Raw genomic sequence first — 21,675 nt, forward strand, 5'->3', positions numbered from 1 at the left:
CGCAGACGTGTGCCGTTTTGGACATCATCCTGCACGACGAGGTCGGCCATGTCGCGATCGGCAACCACTGGTACCGCTGGCTATGCGTGCAGGCGGGGCTAGAGCCGGTGGCGCACTACCGGCACTTGGTGCGCACCTACCGCGCGCCGCGCCTGAAACCCCCGTACAACACCGAGGCGCGTGCGCGGGCAGGCTTCAGCGCAGAGGAATTGGCCTATCTGGAGCAGGCCGTCTGACCGGCCAAGGGGTTCAGCCCCCACCGCGCGGGTGGTGGCGTGCGTGTAAGGCACGCAGGCGCTCGCGCGCGACGTGCGTGTAGATGGTGGTGGTCGAGATGTCGGTGTGCCCCAGCAACAGTTGCACCGCCCGCAGGTCGGCCCCGTGGTTGAGCAGGTGCGTCGCGAAGGCATGGCGCAGTGTGTGCGGCGACAACGGTGCCACGATCCCCGCCGCGCGCGCGTAGCGCTTGACCAGCATCCAGAACATCACCCGGCTCATGGCCGCCCCGTGGCGCTCGGTGACGAACAAGTCGTCCCCCGTGCGCCCGCTCATCAGCACCGGTCGTGCCTCGGCCAAGTAGCGGCGCAACCAATCGGCGGCCACGTCGCCAAAAGGCACCAGCCGTTCCTTGCTGCCCTTGCCCGTGGTGCGCAGCACCTGGTCGGCCAGGCTCACCTCGAACAGCCGCAGCGCCACCAGTTCGCTCACGCGCAGCCCGGTGGCATACATCAGCTCCAGCATCGCTCGGTCGCGCAAGCCCAGTGGCTGGGACACGTCGGGCGCAGCAAGCAACGCCTCCACCTGTGCCTCGGTGAGGGTCTTGGGCACGCGCATCAGCCGCTTGGCCGACAGCAGCGGCAGCGTGGGGTCGGCCTGCAGCAGACCCTCACGCACCGCCCAACGGTAAAAGCGCCGGAAAACCGACAGGCGGCGGTTGCTGGAACTGGCCCGGCTGCCCGGCAGGCGCTGCGCCATGTAGGCCTGTAACTCGGCCGGGCCCGCCTGCAGCAGCCCCCGGCCAGATGCCGCGAGCCACTGCCCGAACGCTTGCACATCGCTGCGGTACGCGGCCAGCGTGCGCTCGGCCAGACCGTCCTCCAGCCACAGCGCGTCCACGAAACGATCGACCAAGGCATCATCGCCGGCTATCATCGCCATATGACGATGGTACCGTGTGGCGGCCCCTCCCGCGACGAAGCCTTGTGCGTCGAGGCCCTGCCCGCCTTCCAGGACAACTACATCTGGCTGCTGCACGATGGGCAGACGGCCTGGGTCGTCGATCCTGGCGATGCCGCCGTGGTACAACGAACCCTCGCCCAGCGCAGCCTTCGGCTGCAGGGCATTTTGCTGACCCACCACCACGCCGACCACGTTGGGGGCGTCGCGGCACTGCGTGCCGCCACTGGCTGCCGCGTGCTGGGCCCCGCTGGCGAATCCCTGCCGGGCCCGGTCGAGCCACTGCACGACGGCGACGTCGTGCCTGCCCTCGGTCAGGCTTGGCGCGTGCTCGCCGTGCCCGGCCACACCGCCGGTCACATCGCCTACGTCAACGACGCACCACCCGGCACGCCGCGGTGGCTGTTCTGCGGCGACACGCTGTTTTCCGCCGGCTGCGGGCGCCTGTTCGAGGGAACGCCGGCACAAATGCTGGCGTCGCTGGACCACCTGGCGGCGCTACCCGACGACACCCGGATCTGCTGCGCCCACGAGTACACCCTATCCAACCTGCGCTTTGCGCGCGCGGTCGAGCCGGACAATACGGCACTCGCCGCCCACACCGTCTGGTGCGAGGCCCGCCGCGCCGAAGGTGCGCCGACGCTGCCGAGCACGCTAGGCACGGAGCGCCACATCAACCCGTTTTTGCGCTGCCGGGAACCCGGCGTGCGCCGCGCGGTCCAGCAACGGGAACCCGCGGCCGACACGGATGTCGCCGTATTCGCCGCGCTGCGCCGCTGGAAAGACGGTTTTCGCTGACCGCGCGCGCCGCACCAGCGCTCGACCATGCGCCGCTGCGCCTCCTATCGACACATTGCTCCATGACGGTTCTACGACGACTCGTTTCGCTCCTGGCCACACTGACGCTCACGGCGTGCGGCACCCTGCCCACGGCCGAACCGCCCACCGCCACCCCGCAGGACCGCGCGCCTTCCCGCCCCGTGACGACCGGGGTCGGTACCCCGGTCTCTCCCATCAGCGAACCCGCCACCCGTGGCAGTGGCCCGGTTGGCGCCGTGACAGACGGCGGCCGCACGAGCGGGACGGCCAACGCGCCTTCCGCGGAACCCGTGGCGGTTGCCCCCGTGCCGAGCGTGCAACCCGTGGCCCCGGTCGTCGCCCCGACCGACCTATGGCAGCGCATGGAAAACGGCTTTGCGATGCCCGATTTGGACGACGAGCGCGTGGCGCACTGGGAGCGTTGGTACGCCAGCCGCCCCGACTATTTGCAGCGCATGGCGGACCGCGCGAGCAAGTACCTGTTTCACATCGTCGAGGAGATCGAGCGCCGCGACCTGCCGCTAGAGCTTGCCTTGCTGCCCTTCATCGAGAGCGCCTTCAACCCGCAGGCGGTCTCGCACGCCAAGGCAGCCGGCATGTGGCAGTTCATGCCGGCCACCGGCAAGCACTTCGACCTGAAGCAAAACGCGTTTCGCGACGACCGACGCGACGTGCTGGCATCGACCCGCGCCGCGCTGGACTACCTCGAGCGGCTGTACCGTATGTTTGGCGACTGGCATCTGGCATTGGCCGCCTACAACTGGGGCGAGGGCAACGTGCAACGCGCCATCCGCCGCAACCAAGCCGCGGGCCTGCCGACCGGCTACCTCGATCTGCGCATGCCGGATGAGACCCGTCACTACGTGCCCAAGCTGCAGGCGATGAAAAACCTGGTGCGGGCACGAGGACAACGCCACGTGGCACTGCCCACGATCGGCAACCACCCGTTTTTCGACACCGTGCGCATCGAGCGCGACATCGATGTCGCGCTCATCGCCCGGCTGGCCGACGTCTCCGAAGCCGACTTCCACACGCTCAACCCCGCGCACAACAAACCGGTGATCATGGCGGCGGGCACACCTGAGATCTTGCTGCCGTGGGACAACGCGCTGCGCTTCACCGAACGGCTGGCGCGTCACCAGGGGCCACTGGCCAGCTGGACCGCGTGGCGCGTACCGCGCGACATGAGCCCCGCCCAGGCAGCGCAGCAGGTGGGCTGGGACGAGGCCGCGCTGCGCCAAACCAATCGCATCCCACCGCGCATGCGACTCAAAGCGGGCTCCACGATTTTGGTGCCACGCGAAGGCAAGCTCGACCGCGACGTACCCGAGCAACTCGCCGACCATGGGCAGCTGATGCTCGCGCCCGATCGGCCTGCCACCCGCACGGTCCGCATCCAGGCGCGCAAGGGCGACACCATCGCCAGCCTGGCCCAACGGCACCGGGTGCGGGCGGCGGATCTGGTGGCGTGGAACGGCTTGGCCCCGAACGCGCGCCTGCGCGCAGGCCAGACGCTGGAAATCCAGGTGCCTGTGGCGCGCCCAGCCACCCGGAACGCGACGGCGCGCACCAGTGACAAAGCCCGACGCACGCAGGCCAAGGCGCCTGCTCAGGCGCGCCCGCCCGCGACACGGGTCGCGCGTGTGCCGCAAAAATCCCGTTCGAACTGAGGTGCCACGGGGCCCGCGGTGGCCCCAAAGCCAAAGAAAAAAGGCAAGCCACCTGACTTGCCTTTGCATCCAACGATGGAGCGGGAAACGAGTCTCGAACTCGCGACCTCAACCTTGGCAAGGTTGCGCTCTACCAACTGAGCTATTCCCGCCTGGCACGACCCGTCACCAACAGGCCGTGACCGATCTTGGAGGCGCGGGCCGGAGTCGAACCGACCTACTCGGATTTGCAATCCGGTGCATAACCGCTTTGCTACCGCGCCGTGACCGGTTCTACCCGGCAGACCGCCGGTTGGAGCCACTGAATACCCAGCGACCCAAAATCTGGAGCGGGAAACGAGTCTCGAACTCGCGACCTCAACCTTGGCAAGGTTGCGCTCTACCAACTGAGCTATTCCCGCAGGATTTTCAAACTTCAGCGACGTTGTCGTCGCGCCGTCTGAAGCCATTATTCTATACCAAAAATCGGCCGCTTCTGATGCGGGGTCGGCGCCGCTCAATGCGTGACCGCCGGTGGCTCGACCCCGGCTGCCGCGGGCTCGACCACTGCTGGCACCGCTTCCGGCAGCGGCTGCGGCATGCGCTCCAGCGCCAACTCCAACACGCGGTCGATCCACTTCACCGGCACGATCTCCAGCCCTTGCTTGACGTTGTCGGGGATCTCGGCCAAGTCTTTGACATTGTCCTCGGGGATGAGCACGGTGCGAATGCCGCCACGCAGCGCAGCCAGCAGCTTCTCTTTGAGGCCACCGATGGCCGTGACCTCGCCGCGCAGCGTGATCTCGCCCGTCATGGCGACGTCCGCCCGCACCGGGATGCCGGTCAGCGCCGACACCATGGCCGTCGTCATCGCAATACCCGCGCTCGGGCCATCCTTGGGCGTGGCACCGTCGGGCACGTGGATGTGGATATCCTTTTTCTCGAACATCTCGTCGGGAATGCCCAGCCGCTGCGAGCGGCTGCGCACCACGGTGCGCGCGGCCTCGACCGACTCTTTCATCACGTCACCCAGCGAACCGGTGCGGATGACGTTGCCCTTGCCCGGCATGATCGCCGCCTCGATGGTGAGCAGATCGCCCCCCACCTCCGTCCATGCCAGGCCCACCACCTGGCCGACCTGGTTTTGCTGTTCCGCGCGGCCATAGGTGTATTTGCGCACGCCCAAAAAGTCGGCCAGGTTGTCTGGCGTGACGACGACGGGCTTTTGCATCTTGCCCAGCAGCAACCCCTTGACCACCTTGCGACAGATGCGCGAGATTTCGCGCTCCAGCGCGCGCACACCGGCCTCGCGTGTGTAGTAGCGCACGATGTCGCGTACCGCGGCCTCGGTCACCTCCAGCTCGTCGTCCTTGACCCCGTTGTTGGCGCGCTGCTTGGGCAGCAGGTAGCGCAGCGCGATGGCGACCTTTTCGTCCTCGGTGTAGCCCGACAGGCGGATGACCTCCATGCGGTCCAGCAGCGCCGGCGGGATATTGAGCGAGTTGGACGTGGCCACGAACATCACGTCCGACAGGTCGAAGTCGAGCTCGACGTAGTGGTCCTGGAAGGTGTGGTTCTGCTCGGGATCGAGCACCTCCAGGAGGGCCGACGCCGGGTCACCGCGGAAGTCCATGCCCAGCTTGTCGATCTCGTCGAGCAAGAACAGCGGGTTGCGCACCCCCACCTTGGTGAGGTTTTGCAACACTTTGCCGGGCAAGGCGCCGATGTAGGTACGGCGATGGCCTCGGATTTCGGCCTCGTCGCGCATGCCGCCCAGCGCCATGCGCACATATTTGCGCCCGGTGGCCTTCGCGATGGACTGGCCCAGCGATGTCTTGCCCACGCCCGGCGGGCCCACGAGACACAGAATGGGCGCCTTGACCTTATCCACCCGTTGTTGTACCGCCAGGTACTCCAGGATGCGCTCCTTGACTTTCTCCAACCCGTGGTGGTCGGCGTTGAGCACCTCCTCCGCATACGCCAGGTCGTGGCGCACCTTGGTCTTTTTGCTCCAGGGCAGGTTGACCAGCACGTCGATGTAGTTGCGCACCACGGTGGCCTCGGCCGACATGGGCGACATCAGCCGCAGCTTCTTGAGCTCGGCTTCGGCTTTCTTGCGCGCCTCCTTGGGCATGCGCGCGGCCTTGATTTTTTTCTCGAGTTCCTCCAGATCGGCGCCCTCTTCGCCCTCACCGAGCTCTTTCTGGATGGCCTTGACCTGCTCGTTGAGGTAGAACTCGCGCTGGTTCTTCTCCATCTGGCGCTTGACGCGCCCGCGGATGCGCCGGTCGACGTTGAGGATCTCGACCTCGGCCTCGAGCTGCGCGAACAGGTTTTCCAGCCGCGCCACCAGTTGCTCCAGGTCGAGCACGCTTTGCTTGGCCTCGAGCTTGAGCGGCAGGTGCGCCGCGATGGTGTCGGCCAGCCGCCCCGGATCGTCGATGCTGGCGATCGAGGTCAGGATCTCGGCCGGAATCTTCTTGTTGAGCTTGACGTACTGGTCGAACTGCTGCATCACGGCGCGGCGCAGCGCCTCGAGCTCGGTCGGGTCCACCCCGCGCTGCTCCGCCTCGGCATCGACCGGCAGCACGTTGGCCGAAAAGTGCGCTTCGCCCTCCTCGACCTGCAGCACCTTGGCGCGCTGCACCCCCTCGACCAGCACCTTCACGGTACCGTCGGGCAGCTTGAGCATTTGCAGGATGCTGGCCACACACCCCATCTCGAACAGGTCACCGGGCTTGGGCTCGTCCTTGGCCGCGGTCTTTTGGGCCACCAGCACGATGCGCCGCTCGTGCGCCATCGCGGCCTCGAGCGCCTTGATGCTCTTGGGCCGCCCCACGAACAGCGGGATGACCATGTGGGGAAACACCACCACGTCGCGCAGCGGCAACAGCGGCAGCTCGACGGGCTGGGGGGGAAGCGGGGTTTGTCCGGACATGGAAGGGTTCCTTTCTCGCGGCACAGTTGGGGGCGGCGAAGCCGGACTTCAAGCGCCCCGTGCGCCCGGCGCCGGGATACGCGCTCAGGCCTGCTTGGCCGCTTCGCGGTAGACGAGCAACGGAGCCTTGCCCTCGGTGATGGTGGCTTCTTCCACCACCACGCGCTCGACGTTGCGCAGACTGGGTAACTCGAACATGGTATCCATGAGTGCCTGCTCGAGGATCGAGCGCAGGCCGCGCGCACCGGTCTTGCGCTGCAGCGCCTTGCGCGCGATCGCTCGCAGGGCGGCGGGTCGCACTTCCAGTTCGACCCCCTCCATCGCAAACAGTTCGGCAAATTGTTTGACGACCGCGTTCTTGGGCACGGTCAGGATATCGACCAGCGCGTCTTCGGTCAGCTCGGCCAGCGCGGTGACGACCGGCAGGCGACCCACCAACTCAGGAATCAACCCGTAGCGCACCAGGTCGTCCGGCTCCACCTGGGCAAACAGCTCGGTGACCGGGCGCTCGCGCTTGCTGCGCACCGCCGCGCCAAACCCGATGCCCGAGGCTTCGGTGCGCTGCTCGATGATCTTCTCCAACCCCGCAAAGGCGCCACCGCAGATGAACAGGATATTGGTCGTGTCCACCTGCAGCATGTCCTGGTTGGGATGCTTGCGACCGCCCTGGGGCGGCACGCTGGCCACCGTGCCCTCGATCAGCTTGAGCAACGCTTGCTGCACCCCCTCGCCCGAGACATCGCGCGTGATCGAGGGGTTTTCGGACTTGCGCGTGATTTTGTCGATCTCGTCGATGTAGACGATGCCGCGCTGGGCTTTTTGCACGTCGTAGTCACACGTCTGCAGCAGCTTGGCGATGATGTTTTCCACGTCCTCGCCCACGTAACCGGCCTCGGTCAGCGTGGTGGCGTCGGCCATCACGAACGGCACGTCGAGCTTGCGCGCCAGTGTGGACGCCAGCAGCGTCTTGCCCGAACCGGTGGGGCCGATGAGCAGAATGTTGCTTTTGGCCAGCTCGACGCCGCTTTTCTTGACCTCATCGTTGTGGCGCAACCGCTTGTAGTGGTTGTACACGGCCACCGCCAGCGTCTTTTTGGCGGCTTCCTGCCCGATCACATACTGGTCCAGGTGGGCCTTGATCTCGGCCGGCGTGGGCAGCGTGTCGGTGACGGCTGGCGCGCCCAGCTCGGTGCTGGCCGTCTCGTCGCGGATGATGTCGTTGCACAGGTCAATGCACTCGTCGCAGATGAAAACCGATGGCCCTGCGATGAGCTTTTTGACCTCGTGCTGGCTCTTGCCGCAAAACGAGCAATACAGGGTCTTGTCGCGGCTGCCTTTTTTCTCGGCCATGGGTGGTGCGTTGCCTTGCGTAGCGTTGGATGGGATGGCGGGGGCGGCGGTATCAGGCGCGCTTGTCGATGACTTTGTCGACCAAGCCGTACTGCGCCGCTTCGGTCGCCGACATGAAGTAGTCACGCTCGGTGTCGCGCTCGATTTTCTCCAGCGGCTGGCCTGTGCGCTCGCTCAAGATACGGTTGAGGTCGGCACGCAGGCGCAGAATCTCGCGCGCGTGGATTTCGATGTCCGTCGCTTGGCCCTGCGCCCCGCCCAGCGGCTGGTGGATCATGACGCGCGAGTTGGGCAGGGCGAAGCGCTTGCCCTTGGCACCCGCCGCCAACAGGAACGCCCCCATGCTGGCCGCCATGCCGATGCACAGCGTCGAGACGTCAGGCTTGATGAAGTTCATGGTGTCGAAGATCGCCATGCCGGCGCTGACCGAGCCGCCCGGCGAGTTGATGTAGAGCGAAATGTCCTTGTCGGGATTTTCGCTCTCCAAAAACAGCAACTGGGCGACCACCAGGTTGGCCGTTTGGTCGTTGACCGGGCCGACCAGAAAGACGACCCGCTCCTTCAGGAGGCGGGAGTAGATATCGTAGGCGCGCTCGCCCCGGCCCGATTGCTCGATGACCATCGGGACCAGGCCTAGGTTCTTTGCATCCAATGCGCTCATGCGTCGTTTCGCTCCGAGAAAGTCGAAGAGGGTGTTCGGGGTCTTACTGTAACCGCTCCCGGCACTTTGCGATGCGGACCCAACGAAAAGGGCGGACCGCGTCCGCCCTCCACCGCTATCGCCGCCCCCCCCACGAGGGGCGTGCGCCAGCACCGTCGACGCGTCAGCCTTGGCCCATCAGCTCGGCAAAGTCGATGCGTTTGGGCGTCACTTTGGCCTGGCTGAAGATATGGTCGGCCACGTTGTTTTCCAGCACGATGGCCTCGATCTCGGCCATGCGCTCGGGGTTGGACTGGTACCAACGCACGACCTCTTCCGGGTACTCGTAGGAGGCCGCCAGCTCGCGCAGGTGCGCGTCGATCTGCTCGGGCGTGGCGCGCAGATCGTTGGCCTTGATCAGCTCGGCCACCACCAGGCCCAGGCGCACACGGCGCTCGGCCTGCGACTGGAACAGCTCGCGCGGAATCGGGGCCTTGTCCGCATCTTTGATGCCGCGCTGCTTGAGGTCGTTGCGCGCGCCCTCGACCAGGCGGTCGATCTCGGCCTCGATCGCCGATTTGGGCAAATCCAGCTCAGCCGCGGCGGCCAGCGCGTCCAGCGCCGCCGTCTTGTTGCGCGCCTGCAGACGGAACTTGACCTCGCGCTCGAGGTTGCGGCGGATGTCGGCGCGCAGCGCCTCCATCGTGCCCTCTTCGATGCCGAGCGAGCGGATGAACGCCTCGTCGATCTCCGGCAACTGCTGCTGCTCGATACCCTTGACCGTGACCAGGAAGTCTGCGGTCTTGCCGGCGACTTCCTTGCCGTGGTAGTCGGCAGGGAACGCGAGCGGGAAGGTCTTGGACTCGCCCACCTTCATACCCAGCACGGCATCCTCGAACTCCTTGAGCATCTGGCCCTCGCCGAGCACGAAGCGGAAGTCGCTGGCCTTGCCGCCTTCGAACGGCTCGCCGTCGATCTTGCCCTCGAAGTCGATCGTCACGCGATCCCCATTCTGCGCGGCTTCGCCCTCGGCGCGCGGGGTGAACGTGCGGCGCTGCTTGCGCAAAATCTCCAGCGTGCGCTCGATCGCGGCCTCGTCCACCTCGGCCTCGAGCTTCTCGAGCTCGACCGCCGACAGGTCGCCGAGCTTGACTTCGGGAAACACCTCGAACACCGCCTCGAACGCCACCACCCCCTCGGGCGCGCCGTCCTTCTCGCTGATGCGGGGCTGACCCGCGACGCGCAGCTGGGCCTCGGCAATCGCGGCGTTGAACGCCTGCCCGACCTGGTCGTTCATCACCTCGTACTGCACCGAGTAGCCGTAGCGCTGCGCCACCACCGACAACGGCACTTTGCCGGGCCGAAAACCATCCATCTTGACCTGGCGCTGCAGCCGCTTCAGACGGGCGTCCACCTCTTTCTGGATCGCCTCGAGCGGCAGCTCGAGCGTGATCTTGCGCTCGAGCTTGTCCAGGGTTTCGACATTGACTGCCATGATTGCTCCTGTGGTTCGAAAACGGGCCTGTCCGCCGGACAAATCCCAAAAGTCGGCGCTGCGCGAATCGGTCGATCCGGCTGCAGCGGGCAAACTTCACATTGTAGCGAAGCCCGTCCAGGCCGCCAGCGCCTGCCAGCCCCACCACGCCAGCAAGCTGATGACGGTGGCGGGCACGCCGATGGCCGCATGTCGCCGCCAGTCGAGCGTGATGCCGTCGCGCTGCGCCAGATCGGCCACGATCAAATTGGCGATCGACCCCACCAACAGCAGGTTGCCTGCATAGGTGCTGATCAGCGCCAGCGTGACGCCCTGATCGTGCCCCTGCAGGTGCGGCAGCAGCAGCATGACCGCCGGCACGTTGGACACCAGGTTGGACAACGTCACACCCGCCACGGCCAGCACGAGCGGATCGGCCAGCGAGATACCTTGCTCGGCCAGGGAGGCCACCGCCTGCGCCGCCAACCCCGTACCCTCGAAGCCGTGGTTGACGATGAACAGCCCGGCAAACAGCAGCAGCAACGGCCAGTCGACCAGCCCCATGACCTGCGCCGAGTGCAAACGGCGACTCAGCAGCAAGATGCCCGCGGCGACCAGCGCCGCCACCTCGTGGGGCCAGTCGGTGAACAAAAACACCATCAGCAGCACCCCTGCCACCAGCAGCCCTTTGGTGGATTGCCACCGGTCGAACGCTGGCGTATCGAGATCGACCCCAGCAGCCGCCCCCGTCAGCGGACGGAGTGGCACGGTCGGCGTGGCGCTGGTGCGCAACCGCCAGGCCATGAATGCCCACAGCCCGGCAAGCGCCAGCAGCACCGGTGGCAATGCCGCACGCACATAGGCGCCGAACGGAATTCCCATGACGGAGCCGATGAGCATGTTCTGAGGATTGCCGATCAACGTGGCGGCCGAACCGATGTTGGCGGAACAAGCCACCGCCACCAGCCACGGCACCGGATCCCAGCCGCGCTGCCACGCCATGCGCACGACGACCGGTGTGACCGCCAGGCACACCACGTCGTTGGAAAACACGGCCGACAGCGCCGCCACCACCACCAGCAGCGCGCCCATGAGCGCCGTCGGCGCCAGCGGCCAGCTACCGACGGCCCGGGTGACGGCGGTGTAGAAGCCCCCGAGCCGCATCTGCGCCGACAGCACCATGAACGCGAACAGCAGCACCAGCGTCGGCAGGTCGATGGCCGCGGCGGCCTCCTCGACGGACCAGCCGTTGACCGCGATCATGGCGATGGCCCCAAGCACCGCCACCCCGGTGCGGTCCAGCTTGAGCCGCGGCAAGCCCCCCAGGAACATGCCGAGATAAACGATGGCGAACACGGCGACCGTGGCAACGGGGTGCCAATCGGGCGCTGGCACAAAGTCAATCATGCGGGCGTCAGACAGAGGGGGGATTGGGCCGTTGGTGCGCGGGGGGGGACTCGAACCCCCACGCCATCGCTGGCGTCAGGACCTAAACCTGGTGCGTCTACCAATTTCGCCACCCGCGCACGGCCTCGGGGCCCATCGGCGCCCGGTCGGAACAGGCCGCGATTGTAGCGCCAGGTTCAGAACAACTCGATGTCGCCACCCGCACCGCGATGCGTTTCGGGCTCGCCCGTCTGCACGTCGGTCTCGTAGCCGCGCACCTGGTTGCGCCCCTGCGCCTTGGCCAGATACACCGCACGGTCGGCGCGCTCGAAGGCATCGGCCGGTATATCGTGCTCGCGCACAGCGGTGTAGCCGATGCTGACCGTGATACGCCCCACCTGGGGGAAAGGGAAACCCTCGACGTTGCGTCGCAGCCGCTCGAAGGCGCTGGCCGCGGCAGTGGCATCGGCTGCGCGCGCCAGCACGACGAATTCCTCGCCACCGAACCGGTACAGACGGTCATCGTGCCGGAACGTACTGCGCAGAATGCGCGCGATCAACAGCAACACTTCGTCGCCGATCAGGTGCCCGTAACGGTCGTTGACCGATTTGAAATGATCCACATCGATCACGGCCAGCCAATGCGTGCCACCGCTGCCGGGACGCCGCTGCCCGTGCGGCCCATCAGGCGCTTGGGGCGTCACCCGGGTGGCTTTGTAGAAGGCGTCGTCGAACGATTTGCGGTTCAGCAACCCAGTCAGCGTGTCGCGCTCGCTCGATTCGAGCACGTTGATGAAATTTTCGAAAATCCGCGCCATGCCCTCGGCGACCTGTACGCGATGGGGATCGGGCGCGCCGTCGAAATCCGCCTCGATGAGCAAACGCCGGTCGGACTCCGTCAGGATGGGGACCAACAGCCGTGCCGCGCCGTCGTCCGTCAAGAGGCGGGTCTGCCGCGACTGCCAGGCCTGCTCGCGCTGCGGATCGGCATCCACCCGGGGCAAATCCGCCAGCGTCATCCACGCCGGCGACGACTGCGGCACGGGCGCGCCCCGCTCCAGCCGGGCCCGGTTCAACAGCCGGTCACCGTCGGCATCGGGCACCGCCTCCCACAGCGTCACGGCCCGGGCATCGAGCAACGGCCGCATCACCTCCACCAGGGTCGCGTCCATGCTGTCACGATCCCTGCCCCGCGTCAGTCGCGCGAGCTGCTCGAGGTGTTGCAACACTTGGCGCATGGTTCCCTGGAGACTGGCTGCTGTTACTGTTTGTTGTACTGGTGAGGGCCGGCGCCGATCGCATGCACTACTCGAGTGCGCGATAGCGACGCATCGAACGATCGTACCAGTTTCGGGGGCTTTTGAGCCCCCGGAAAAACACTGCGTCACGCGGCTGTGGCAACATCCGACCATGGCGTTTGCTTCGGCCGTCGATCATTATGAAAACTTCCCCGTCGCCTCGTTGCTGTGCCCGCCGCAGTGGCGTGAAGCGGTCGTGGCCATCTACCGTGTGGCTCGCTGGGCCGACGATGTGGCGGATGAGGGCGACGCCCCGCCCGCCGAACGGCTGGCCCAGTTGGCGGCGCTGCGGGACCTGTTGCAGCGCCTTTGGAGCGACGACGACACCGTCACGCGCCAAGCGGACTGGGCGCCCATGCTGGCACCGCTGCAAGCGGCCCGCCAACGCCACGGCCTGCCATTGGCACCCTTCCTGGATTTGCTCGACGCGTTCGAGCAGGACGTGCGCTGGACCGCCGACGGCCGCCGCTACCGCGACGACGCCGAGCTGCTGGACTATTGCCGCCGTTCCGCCAACCCGGTCGGGCGCTTGATGCTGCACCTGGCGGGTGTGCAGACCCCCACGGCACTGGCGCAAAGCGATGCCATCTGCACCGGGCTGCAACTGGTCAATCTGTGGCAAGACTTGGGGCAGGATCGCGCCCGCGGGCGCTGGTATGTGCCCGATGCGTGGCTGAGGCACGCCGGCCTCGACCCCCACCGCCCCCTGGCCGACTGGACCGATGCCGAGCTGACCCCTGTCGTGCAGCGAGGTTGTCGGTTGGCGCTGCACCATTTGCGCGCCGGTTGGTCTTTGCCGCTCGCCATCGGCGGGCGCTTCGGCTGGGAATTGCGCCTCGTGCTGCAGGGCGCGTTGCGGGTGCTGCAGCATATCCAGGCGCTCGGCTGGCGCACGCTGCACCAACGCCCCACCCTGCGCGCACGCGACCTGCCGCTACTTATGTGGCGCGCGTGGCATCATCGACCCCCATCGAACCCCGCCCTTTGCGCATGACACGCCGCCCCCTATCCGCTCTGTGGTTGCTGCTGGCATTGGCCGCCGCGCCCTCGCACGGCTCGCCCCCCACCTCGCCCGCCCCCACCGCGTCCCCGCCCGCGCCCTCGGCCACGCTCACCGTGCGCGCGCAGCCGCTGGCCGAGGTGGCGGTCTATCCGACGCGCAGCGTCAGCGCCCAGGTGGCACCACGCAACGAAGCGCGCATCGCGGCCGAGGTGGGTGGCGTGCTGCAGCGCTGGGACGCCGATGTGGGCACGCGCGTGCGCGCCGGGCAGGTGCTGGCACGGCTCGATGAGACCGACCTAGCGCTGGCCGTGGAGCGCGCGCGCGCCGCACGCGATGCGGCACAGGCGCGCTTGGGCATGGCCCAGGCCCAGCTGGCACGCGCGCGCCAACTGCAGGCACAGGGTTTTCTGTCGCCCGAGGCGCTGACCCTGCGCGAAACCGAACTCACGGTGCAGCAAGCCGACCTGGCACAGACGGAAGCCGCGCTGCGCAGCGCCGAGCGTCAGCGGGCCAAAGCCGTGGTGCGCGCGCCCTTTGCCGGCACCATCACCCAACGGCTGGCCCAGCAGGGCGAGACGGTGGCCGCGGGCACCCCACTGTTCGTGCTGGCCCAAACGGAGGGCAGCGAGTTGCACGCGGCGCTGCCCCCCGCCGACGCGCAGACACTGCAGCGCGTGCGGGAACTGGTCTTCGAAGCCGAATCCGGCGCGCAGCGGCGCGCGCAAGTGCTGCGCGTGGTCGATGCCGTCTCGGCCGGCACGCGGCTGCAGACGGTGCGCCTGCGCCTACTGGGCGAACCCTTGCCGCCGGGCACCCCGGGCCTGCTGCGCTGGCAGACCAGCGATCCCCACGTGCCTGCCACGCTGTTGGTACAGCGCGAGGGTCGGCTGGGCGTCTTCGTGGCCGAGGGCGAGGGCGCGGCAGCACGCGCGCGCTTCGTGCCTCTGACGCAAGCACAAGAGGGCCGGCCCGCACCGGCGACGGGGCTGCCCACGCAGGCGCGCCTCGTCACCCAGGGGCAGCAGGCGTTGCGCGATGGCCAACCCATCACGGTCGGCCCCTGAGGCACACCCCCGGAGATGGTCCATGCGGCTGCTGCGCGCCCTCATCACCAACCACCCCCTGGCCAACATCGCGTTCGCGGTCGTCATGCTCCTGGGCCTGCTGGCCTATGTGCAAATGCCGCGCGAGCGCGACCCGGAGATCAACTTCAACTGGGTCAACGTCACCACGGTGCTGCCGGGCGCCAGTGCCGAGGAGGTCGAGCGGCTGGTCACCAACCCGCTGGAGGATGCCATCCAGGGCGTGGCCGACATTCGGTTCGTGAGCTCCAGCTCGCGCGAGAATGTCTCCAGTCTGCTGGTGCGCTTTGGCGACATCGACGAGCGTACCTTCGACAAGCGCATGAACGATCTGCGGCGCGAGATCCAAAACAAAGCGAGCGCCGAGCTGCCCGATGAGGCGCGCGAGCCGCGCGTGCTCGAGATTTCCACCTCCAACGGCTTTCCCACCGCCATCATGCGGCTAACCGGGCCGGCCGACGACGAGGTGCTGCGGCGCGAGGGGCGGCGCATCCGCCAAGCCCTGGAGCGGCTGCGCGGCGTCGACCAGGTGTTCGCCTCTGGGCTGCGCGACCCGGAGCTGCTGGTGCGCCCCGATCCGGCGGCGCTGGCGGTGCGCGGGCTGACGGCCGCTGACGTGGCAGACGCGCTGCGCGCCCACTGGCGCGACACCGCGGCGGGCACACTCGCCACCCGGCAAGGCGTGTGGACGATCGCCGTCAGCGGCGTCGAGCTCGACCCGGAACGCCTGGCGCAACTGACCGTGACGTCCGCTGTGCGGCCCGGTGCGTTCGCCCGCTTGGGCGACGTGGCCCAAGTAACGTGGGCGCGCGCCAAACCGTCGCAGCTGGCGTCGATGGACGGGCAGCCTGCGATCTCGCTGGCGTTGACCAAAAAAGCCCGCGTCAACACCTTGAGGCTGCTCGACGATGTGCGCGCCTTCATCGAGCGCGAAAACGCCGTGCTGGCCACCCAGGGGCTGCAGCTAACGCTGACCGATGACCAGACCATCCCCACGCGCGAGGCGATCGACGTCATGCAAACCAACGCGCTCTATGGCGTCGTCTTGGTGCTGGCGGTCAGTTGGGTGTTTTTGGGCTGGCGCATCGGCGTGCTGGTCGCGCTCGGCATCCCGTTCTCGCTGCTAGGCACATTTGCCGTCTTGCAGGGGATGGACTACACCCTCAATATCTCCGTATTGCTGGGCGTGGTGATCGCGCTGGGTATGCTGGTGGACGACGCCGTGGTGGTGGTGGAGGCGATCTACTACCGCATCGAGCGCGGACAGGCCGCGCTGCCGGCCTGCCTGGACGGCATTGCCGAGGTGTGGAAACCCGTGTTGGCCTCGGTGGCGACGACGCTGGCCGCGTTTTTGCCCCTGATGCTGATGCCGGGGATCGTCGGCAAATTCATGTTCATCATCCCGTTCGTGGTGACGCTGGCGTTGCTGATCTCGCTCGTCGAGGCGTTTTGGATGATGCCGGTACACGTGGCCATGATGAAGGTGCGGCTGGACCAGCCGGGGCGCGTGCAACGCTGGCGCAACCGCTTCAACCGCGCGCTGCGCCTGCGCTACGGGCAGGCGCTGGTGGTGGTTCTGCGTCGGCCCTGGACCTTTTTGGGGCTGGGCGCGCTGGTGGTGGCGGGTGCCGCGGCGCTGCTGGCCACCGGCGTGGTGCGCGTGCAGTTTTTCGCCTTCGACCCGATCCGGGCGTTCTACGTCAACGTCGACATGCCCGCCAGCGCCTCACTGGAAGAAACGCTGGCCGAGACCGAGCGGGTGGAGCAAGTGGTGCGCCGCCACCTGCGCGGCGTGGGCGACGCCGCGCAGGGGCACGAAGCGCGCGCCGTCACCTCGACCGCGGGGCTGAAGTTCACCCAGACCGAACCGGTATACGGTGACGCCTACGGGCAGGTGTTCGTTTCGCTCAATCCACGCACGCCGGGCGCACGCGAGGTGCAAGAGGTGGTGGAGGCGATGCGGCGCGAGGTCGAAACGCTGCCCGGCCCCGGGCGCAAGAGCTTCACGCTGCTGTCGGGCGGGCCGCCGGCGGGCAAGCCCATCAGCGTCAAAGTGCGCGGCGACGACTTCGACCAGATCCAAGCCGCCGCCGACGCCTTGAAGGCCGTCATTGCCACCCTGCCCGGCACGCGCGACATCCAGGACGACAACATACCCGGGCGCGGCATGCTGCGCCTGACGCTCCAACCCGAGGCGCTGCGCGAGCTGGGCATCGGGCCCGCGCAGGCCACACGGCTGGTGCGGCTGGCGGTCGACGGCGAGGTGGTGGCCTTCACGCGCGAGGCGGGCGACAAGATCGAGCTGCGCGTGCGCCAGCGCCTGCTCGACGCACCACCGCCGGACCCCTCGGCGCTGTTGGCCACGCCGGTGACGCTGCCCAACGGCCAGGTGACGCAACTCGGGGCGCTGGTGCAGGCGGAACTCCAGCCCACGCGCGGCTTCATTCGCCACCACAACCTGCGCCGCGCCATCACGGTCGAGGCCGATCTCGACAAGGCCGTGCTCGACACCACCGAGGCCAACCGCCGCATCCAGGCCGCATGGGACACGCTGCGACTGCAGCACCCTGGCGTCGATCTGGACTTTTCGGGCGAGCTGGAAGACATCAACGAAAGCCTGGCCGCCATGCAGCAACTGTTCTTGCTCGGCGTCGGGTTGATCTACCTGATCCTGGCCGCCCAGTTTCGCAGCTACGGCCAGCCGCTGATGATCCTGGTCACGGTGCCGTTGGCCTTCGCCGGGGTGGCCATTGGCCTGGCCATCACGCGCCACCCGTTGTCGCTGTACACGCTGTACGGGGTCATCGCGCTCACCGGCATCGCGGTCAACTCGGCCATCGTGCTCATCGACGCCGCCAACGACCGGCTGCGCCAGGGACTGGGGTTGATGCACGCCATCGTCTGGGCGGCGCGGCGGCGCGTGGTGCCCATCCTCATCACCAGCACCACCACCATCGGTGGGCTCGTGTCGCTCGCGTTCGGGCTGGGGGGGCAAAGTCTGCTGTGGGGCCCAGTGGCCTCGGCCATCGTGTGGGGGTTGCTGGTCTCGACGGCGCTGACGCTGTTCATGGTGCCGTTGCTGTACGGCCTGTTCATGCGTCCGGTGGCTGCGCGCTGGGCGCGGGAGGCGGCGACATGACGCCCGAGCGGCTGGCGCAGGCCCAGGCCTATGCCCAGGAGCGCGCGGCGGCGTCGGGCAGCAGCTTTTACTATGCTTTTTTGTTTTTGCCCGCGCCGCGACGCGCCGCCATCACCGCGTTCTACGCCTTTTGCCGCGAGATCGACGACATCGTCGATGAAGTGCACGACCCCGCCGTGGCACAAGCCAAGTTGGCCTGGTGGCGCGAGCAGGTGCGGCTCACCTTCGCCGGTCAGACACCGGAACATCCGGCGCTCGTGGCCCTGCAGCCGCACATCCAGCCCTACGGCCTGCAAGTCGAGCCGCTGCTGCAGGTCATCGAGGGGTGCGAGTGGGACCTGCAGCAAAGCCGCTATCTGGATTTTGCGCAACTACAGCGCTACTGCCACCTAGTCGCGGGCGTCGTCGGCGAGGTTGCGGCGCGCATATTTGGCCAGACCCAACCCGCCACCACCGACTACGCACATCGGCTGGGGCTGGCGTTTCAGCTCACCAACATCATCCGCGACGTGGGCGAAGACGCGCTGCGTGGTCGGCTGTACCTGCCCATTGCCGAGCTGCAGCGCTTCGACGTCAAGGCGCACGAGATCCTGCGCCGCGGTGTCGGGGCCAGCCCCGACTTTGCGTCACGCTTCGGCGCCCTGATGCGCTTTCAGATCGAGCGCGCGCTGGCCATCTATGAGGAGGCGATCGCACTGCTGCCGGCGCCCGACCGGCGTGCACAAAAACCAGGCTTGATGATGGCCAGCATCTACCGCGCGCTACTGGACGAGATCGCCCAAGACCCGATGCTGGTGCTGACGCAACGCGTGGCGCTGACGCCGCTGCGCAAATTCTGGCTGGCCTGGAAGGTGCAGGCCCTGGGGCGGCTGTGACGCGAACGGTGGCCGTCGTGGGCGGCGGCTGGGCCGGCTTGGCCGCCGCCATCGCCGCGCAGGATGCTGGCTGGCACGTGACGTTGCTGGAGGCGTCTCCCTACTGGGGTGGCCGCGCGCGTACCGTGCCCGTGTTGGACGAGGCCGGCACGACATGGCCGCTGGACAATGGACAACACATCCTGATCGGCGCCTACACCGCCACGCTGGGCCTGATGCGACGCCTGGGCGTGCCGCTGGCCCAGACACTGCAGCGCCTGCCGCTGACCCTGCGCTACCCCGATGGCATGGGCCTGGTGCCGTCTGCTTGGGGCCCGCGCCTGCCACCCCGCTTGGCGCCGTTGGCGCTGGGCGCGGCCCTGCTGCGCGCACGTCCCTGGCCATGGCGGGCGCGGCTGGCGGCGCTGCGCGCCCTGGCGGGGTGGCTGCGCCCCGTGGATGCCCGCAGCCCCGACACCCCGGTGGCCAACCTTTGCGCAGGGCTGCCAGATCCGGTGGTGCGCGACCTGATCGAGCCCCTGTGCGTCGCGGCGCTCAATACCCCCATCGACCGTGCCAGCGCCTGGGTTTTCCGGCGCGTGCTGCGCGATGCGCTGCTGGGGCCTGCCCCCGCCCCCTGGGCGCCGAGCGACCTGTTGCTGCCCCGCGCCGACCTGGGCCAACTGTTGCCCGATCCCGCCATCGCCACCCTGCGCGCGGGCGGTGCCGTGCTGCGCACCGGCGCGCGGGTGGTGGCGCTGCAACGTGCGGCTGGCGTTGGCTGGTGGCTGCACCTGGCCTGCGGCGATACCGTGCACACCCAGGCCGTGGTGCTGGCCTGCCCGGTCGCGGCCACGGCCCGCCTGCTGGCCGCGTCTGGCCTGGACGCCGAGCCGACTGTCGCCGCCTGGTGCGCCACGGCAGCCGCCCTGCACCACCAACCCATCGCCACGGTCTACCTGCGCCCACCCCCGGACTGGCATTGGCCGGCGGCCGAGCCCATGCTCGCGCTGCACACCCACGCGGTCACCGCCCCCGCGCAATTCGTGTTTTGGCGCCGGCCGCTGGCCAACAGCGCTCCGGTTCTCGCGCTGGTGGCCAGTGCCCCGGCGCCAGCGCTGGCCACCGATCGCAGCGCGCTCTTGCGCGCCGTGCAAGAGCAATTGCAGCGCCAGCTGGGGCTGGGCGGCTGTACGCCGCTTGCGACGGTGGTGGAAAAACGCGCCACCTTCGCCTGCACCCCCGGCCTGCGACGCCCCGGCATGCACGTGGCACCCGGCCTGCTGGCCGCGGGCGACGCCATCGACGGCCCCTACCCCGCGACCCTGGAGGGTGCGGTGCGCAGCGGGCTGGCCGCTGCCGCCGCGCTGTCGGCGCGCGCCTAGCCGGCGGCGCTGCTTTTTTGCGCCGCCTCTTTCTCTTTGAGCGCCCGATACGCCGGGCGTGCATGGCAGCGTTGCAGCCACTCGTGCACATGGGGGAAGGCATGCATCAGCTCGGGCGACGAACGCACCCAGTTGGCCACGCTGGCCACACACACGTCCGCCACCGTAAAGCGCTCCGCCGCTAGATGGGGCCAGCCACGTTGCGCCTGCACCTGCAAGTGCGCCTCTAGTACGGCCAGCGGCCCGCGCACGCGCTGCTCCGCGGCGGCCAGCCGGTCGGCGTCGCGCCGCTCGGGGGGCAGTCCGCGCCGGTGCATCAGCACGGTCAGTGCGTCGGCCTCCAACTCGGTCATGGCCCAGAAGGCCCAGCGCAGCGCCTCGGCATCCTCCGCCGGCGAGGCGGGCGCCAGGTCACTGCCGTCCCCGCGGCCGTGGTGGCGCGCCAAGTAGAGCGCGCACGCCATCGACTCCCATACCACCACGCGCCCCTCGGGCCGCTCGTCGATCAGCACGGGGATGTGGCCGTTGGGGTTGAGTGCCAAAAATTCCGGCGTGCGCGTCGCACCCCCTTGGTAGGGCGTGGGAATGTGCTGATAGTCGATGCCCAATTCCTGCGCCACCCATAGCGGGCGCACGGCGCGAGAGGCGAATATGCCATGGATCGTGATCATGTCGAGCCTTTCGAGGGGGAGTTGACAGGGACTACCGAGTGCACGGACGCCAGCCCCAACGCCTCGCACAACGCCACCAGGTGGGGCACCTGCAGGTGGGGGCGCTCGTGCGGCGCCGCGGGTTCTGCTACTGCGGGCGTGGGGCCATGGGGCGGGGCAGCGAGCGCTGCGTGCCACTCACGCCCGGCGCGATCGACCCACGCTGCCTGCATGCCTGCATGCAGCGCGCCCAGCACGTCGTGATGGACATCGTCGCCCACGTGCAGCACATGCTCGGGCGCCACACCGACCAGGGCGGCGGCGGCGCGAAAAATTCGCGCGTCGGGCTTGGCCACCCCCGCCTCGCGCGCGCCCAGCCGGGCATGGAACCATTGGCCGATGCCGACGCGCTGCACATCGGCATTGCCGTTGGACAGCGCGACCACCGGATAGCGCGCGGCCAGCGCCTCCAGGGCCGGGCGCACATCTTCGAACAGCGTCACGCGCTGCCGTTCGGCAAAAAACACCTCGAACGCCGGCTCGGCCAGCGCGGGATCGTCGCCCGCCCGGCGCAGGGCGGCACGGATTGCCTCGCGGCGCAAAAAGCTCAGGTCGTGGCGGTGCTGGGAGTGTTGCCGCTCGACCTCGGCGCGGATGGCGCGCCGCATCGCTGGCTCGTGCAACAAGGCAGCCGTCGCCGGCGCATGCGCGTGCAACCATTGCTGCAGCATCGCTTCGGCGCGCTCGATCGTCGGCCATACCGGCCACAGGGTGTCGTCCAGATCGAGGGTGATCGCGCGCACGCGTGCAGGGTCGAACATGTCTGCGCGAG

At 68.2% G+C, this 21,675-nt stretch carries 17 protein-coding genes and 4 tRNA genes; 8 read left to right on the plus strand and 13 right to left on the minus strand.

Features of this window, described 5'->3' with window-relative positions:
* On the plus strand, positions 1-236 hold a 236-nt coding region (locus Q0716_RS04205; protein ID WP_299020028.1), incomplete at its 5' end, for a DUF455 family protein.
* 13 nt (positions 237-249) lie between these two features.
* Here the strand turns inward: Q0716_RS04205 and xerD are convergent.
* Positions 250-1,152 carry a site-specific tyrosine recombinase XerD gene (gene xerD / locus Q0716_RS04210; RefSeq protein WP_299020066.1) on the minus strand — a complete coding sequence of 301 codons (903 nt, stop codon included), beginning with the start codon at positions 1,150-1,152 and terminating at the stop codon, positions 250-252.
* A 6-nt stretch (positions 1,153-1,158) separates the two neighbouring features.
* Here xerD and gloB point away from each other — a divergent pair, with 6 nt between their 5' ends.
* Both gloB and Q0716_RS04220 read left to right on the plus strand, forming a co-directional pair.
* On the plus strand, positions 1,159-1,974 hold the full coding sequence (gene gloB / locus Q0716_RS04215; RefSeq protein WP_299020030.1) for a hydroxyacylglutathione hydrolase: 816 nt from the start codon (positions 1,159-1,161) through the stop codon (positions 1,972-1,974).
* 62 nt (positions 1,975-2,036) lie between these two features.
* Entirely contained in the window at positions 2,037-3,665 is a 1,629-nt protein-coding gene (locus Q0716_RS04220) for a transglycosylase SLT domain-containing protein (RefSeq protein WP_299020032.1), read from the plus strand.
* 76 nt (positions 3,666-3,741) lie between these two features.
* Here the strand turns inward: Q0716_RS04220 and Q0716_RS04225 are convergent.
* From Q0716_RS04225 to Q0716_RS04270, 10 genes are all read right to left on the minus strand, one after another.
* Positions 3,742-3,817, minus strand: a tRNA-Gly gene (locus Q0716_RS04225).
* A gap of 37 nt (positions 3,818-3,854) precedes the next feature.
* Positions 3,855-3,928 (minus strand) — tRNA-Cys (locus Q0716_RS04230).
* A gap of 62 nt (positions 3,929-3,990) precedes the next feature.
* A tRNA-Gly gene (locus tag Q0716_RS04235) sits at positions 3,991-4,066 on the minus strand.
* 95 nt (positions 4,067-4,161) lie between these two features.
* The gene (gene lon, locus Q0716_RS04240) at positions 4,162-6,582 is read right to left on the minus strand and encodes an endopeptidase La (RefSeq protein WP_299020034.1); all 2,421 of its coding nucleotides are present in this window, start codon (positions 6,580-6,582) and stop codon (positions 4,162-4,164) included.
* Between the two features lie 84 nt (positions 6,583-6,666).
* On the minus strand, positions 6,667-7,932 hold the full coding sequence (gene clpX / locus Q0716_RS04245; protein ID WP_299020036.1) for an ATP-dependent Clp protease ATP-binding subunit ClpX: 1,266 nt from the start codon (positions 7,930-7,932) through the stop codon (positions 6,667-6,669).
* Between the two features lie 52 nt (positions 7,933-7,984).
* The gene (gene clpP, locus Q0716_RS04250; RefSeq protein WP_299020038.1) at positions 7,985-8,593 is read right to left on the minus strand and encodes an ATP-dependent Clp endopeptidase proteolytic subunit ClpP; all 609 of its coding nucleotides are present in this window, start codon (positions 8,591-8,593) and stop codon (positions 7,985-7,987) included.
* 163 nt (positions 8,594-8,756) lie between these two features.
* The gene (tig, locus tag Q0716_RS04255) at positions 8,757-10,067 is read right to left on the minus strand and encodes a trigger factor (protein WP_299020040.1); all 1,311 of its coding nucleotides are present in this window, start codon (positions 10,065-10,067) and stop codon (positions 8,757-8,759) included.
* A gap of 96 nt (positions 10,068-10,163) precedes the next feature.
* Positions 10,164-11,453 (minus strand): anion transporter, encoded by a 1,290-nt coding sequence (locus Q0716_RS04260; RefSeq protein ID WP_299020041.1) that lies wholly within the window; start codon positions 11,451-11,453, stop codon positions 10,164-10,166.
* A 32-nt stretch (positions 11,454-11,485) separates the two neighbouring features.
* Positions 11,486-11,572: transfer RNA gene (locus tag Q0716_RS04265), tRNA-Leu, on the minus strand.
* Positions 11,573-11,629: 57 nt separating this feature from the next.
* Positions 11,630-12,604 (minus strand): GGDEF domain-containing protein, encoded by a 975-nt coding sequence (locus Q0716_RS04270; protein ID WP_299020042.1) that lies wholly within the window; start codon positions 12,602-12,604, stop codon positions 11,630-11,632.
* Between the two features lie 238 nt (positions 12,605-12,842).
* On the opposite strand from Q0716_RS04270, the gene hpnC reads away from it, so the two are divergent.
* From hpnC to hpnE, 5 genes are read left to right on the plus strand one after another with little or no spacing between them, the layout of a single operon-like run.
* Complete coding sequence (hpnC, locus tag Q0716_RS04275) at positions 12,843-13,724, plus strand: squalene synthase HpnC (protein ID WP_299020043.1); 882 nt, start codon at positions 12,843-12,845, stop codon at positions 13,722-13,724.
* Positions 13,721-14,797, plus strand: a complete 1,077-nt coding sequence (locus Q0716_RS04280; RefSeq protein WP_299020044.1) for an efflux RND transporter periplasmic adaptor subunit — start codon at positions 13,721-13,723, stop codon at positions 14,795-14,797. Before hpnC ends, Q0716_RS04280 begins: the two co-directional genes overlap by 4 nt.
* A 22-nt stretch (positions 14,798-14,819) precedes the next feature.
* Positions 14,820-17,954, plus strand: a complete 3,135-nt coding sequence (locus tag Q0716_RS04285) for an efflux RND transporter permease subunit (protein WP_299020045.1) — start codon at positions 14,820-14,822, stop codon at positions 17,952-17,954.
* The gene (gene hpnD / locus Q0716_RS04290) at positions 17,951-18,829 is read left to right on the plus strand and encodes a presqualene diphosphate synthase HpnD (RefSeq protein WP_299020046.1); all 879 of its coding nucleotides are present in this window, start codon (positions 17,951-17,953) and stop codon (positions 18,827-18,829) included. Before Q0716_RS04285 ends, hpnD begins: the two co-directional genes overlap by 4 nt.
* Positions 18,826-20,193, plus strand: a complete 1,368-nt coding sequence (gene hpnE / locus Q0716_RS04295) for a hydroxysqualene dehydroxylase HpnE (RefSeq protein ID WP_299020047.1) — start codon at positions 18,826-18,828, stop codon at positions 20,191-20,193. Before hpnD ends, hpnE begins: the two co-directional genes overlap by 4 nt.
* On the opposite strand, the gene Q0716_RS04300 is transcribed toward hpnE, so the two are convergent.
* A complete protein-coding gene (locus Q0716_RS04300) occupies positions 20,190-20,864 on the minus strand; it encodes a glutathione S-transferase family protein (RefSeq protein ID WP_299020048.1) in 675 nt (224 codons plus the stop codon). The genes hpnE and Q0716_RS04300 overlap by 4 nt on opposite strands.
* Complete coding sequence (locus Q0716_RS04305; RefSeq protein WP_299020049.1) at positions 20,861-21,664, minus strand: HAD-IA family hydrolase; 804 nt, start codon at positions 21,662-21,664, stop codon at positions 20,861-20,863. The genes Q0716_RS04300 and Q0716_RS04305 overlap by 4 nt, the downstream gene beginning before the upstream one ends.
* Between the last annotated feature and the right edge of the window lie 11 nt (positions 21,665-21,675).

The sequence above is a fragment of the uncultured Tepidimonas sp. genome (genome assembly GCF_938045175.1).
In the GTDB taxonomy this organism is placed as follows: Bacteria; Pseudomonadota; Gammaproteobacteria; order Burkholderiales; family Burkholderiaceae_C; genus Tepidimonas.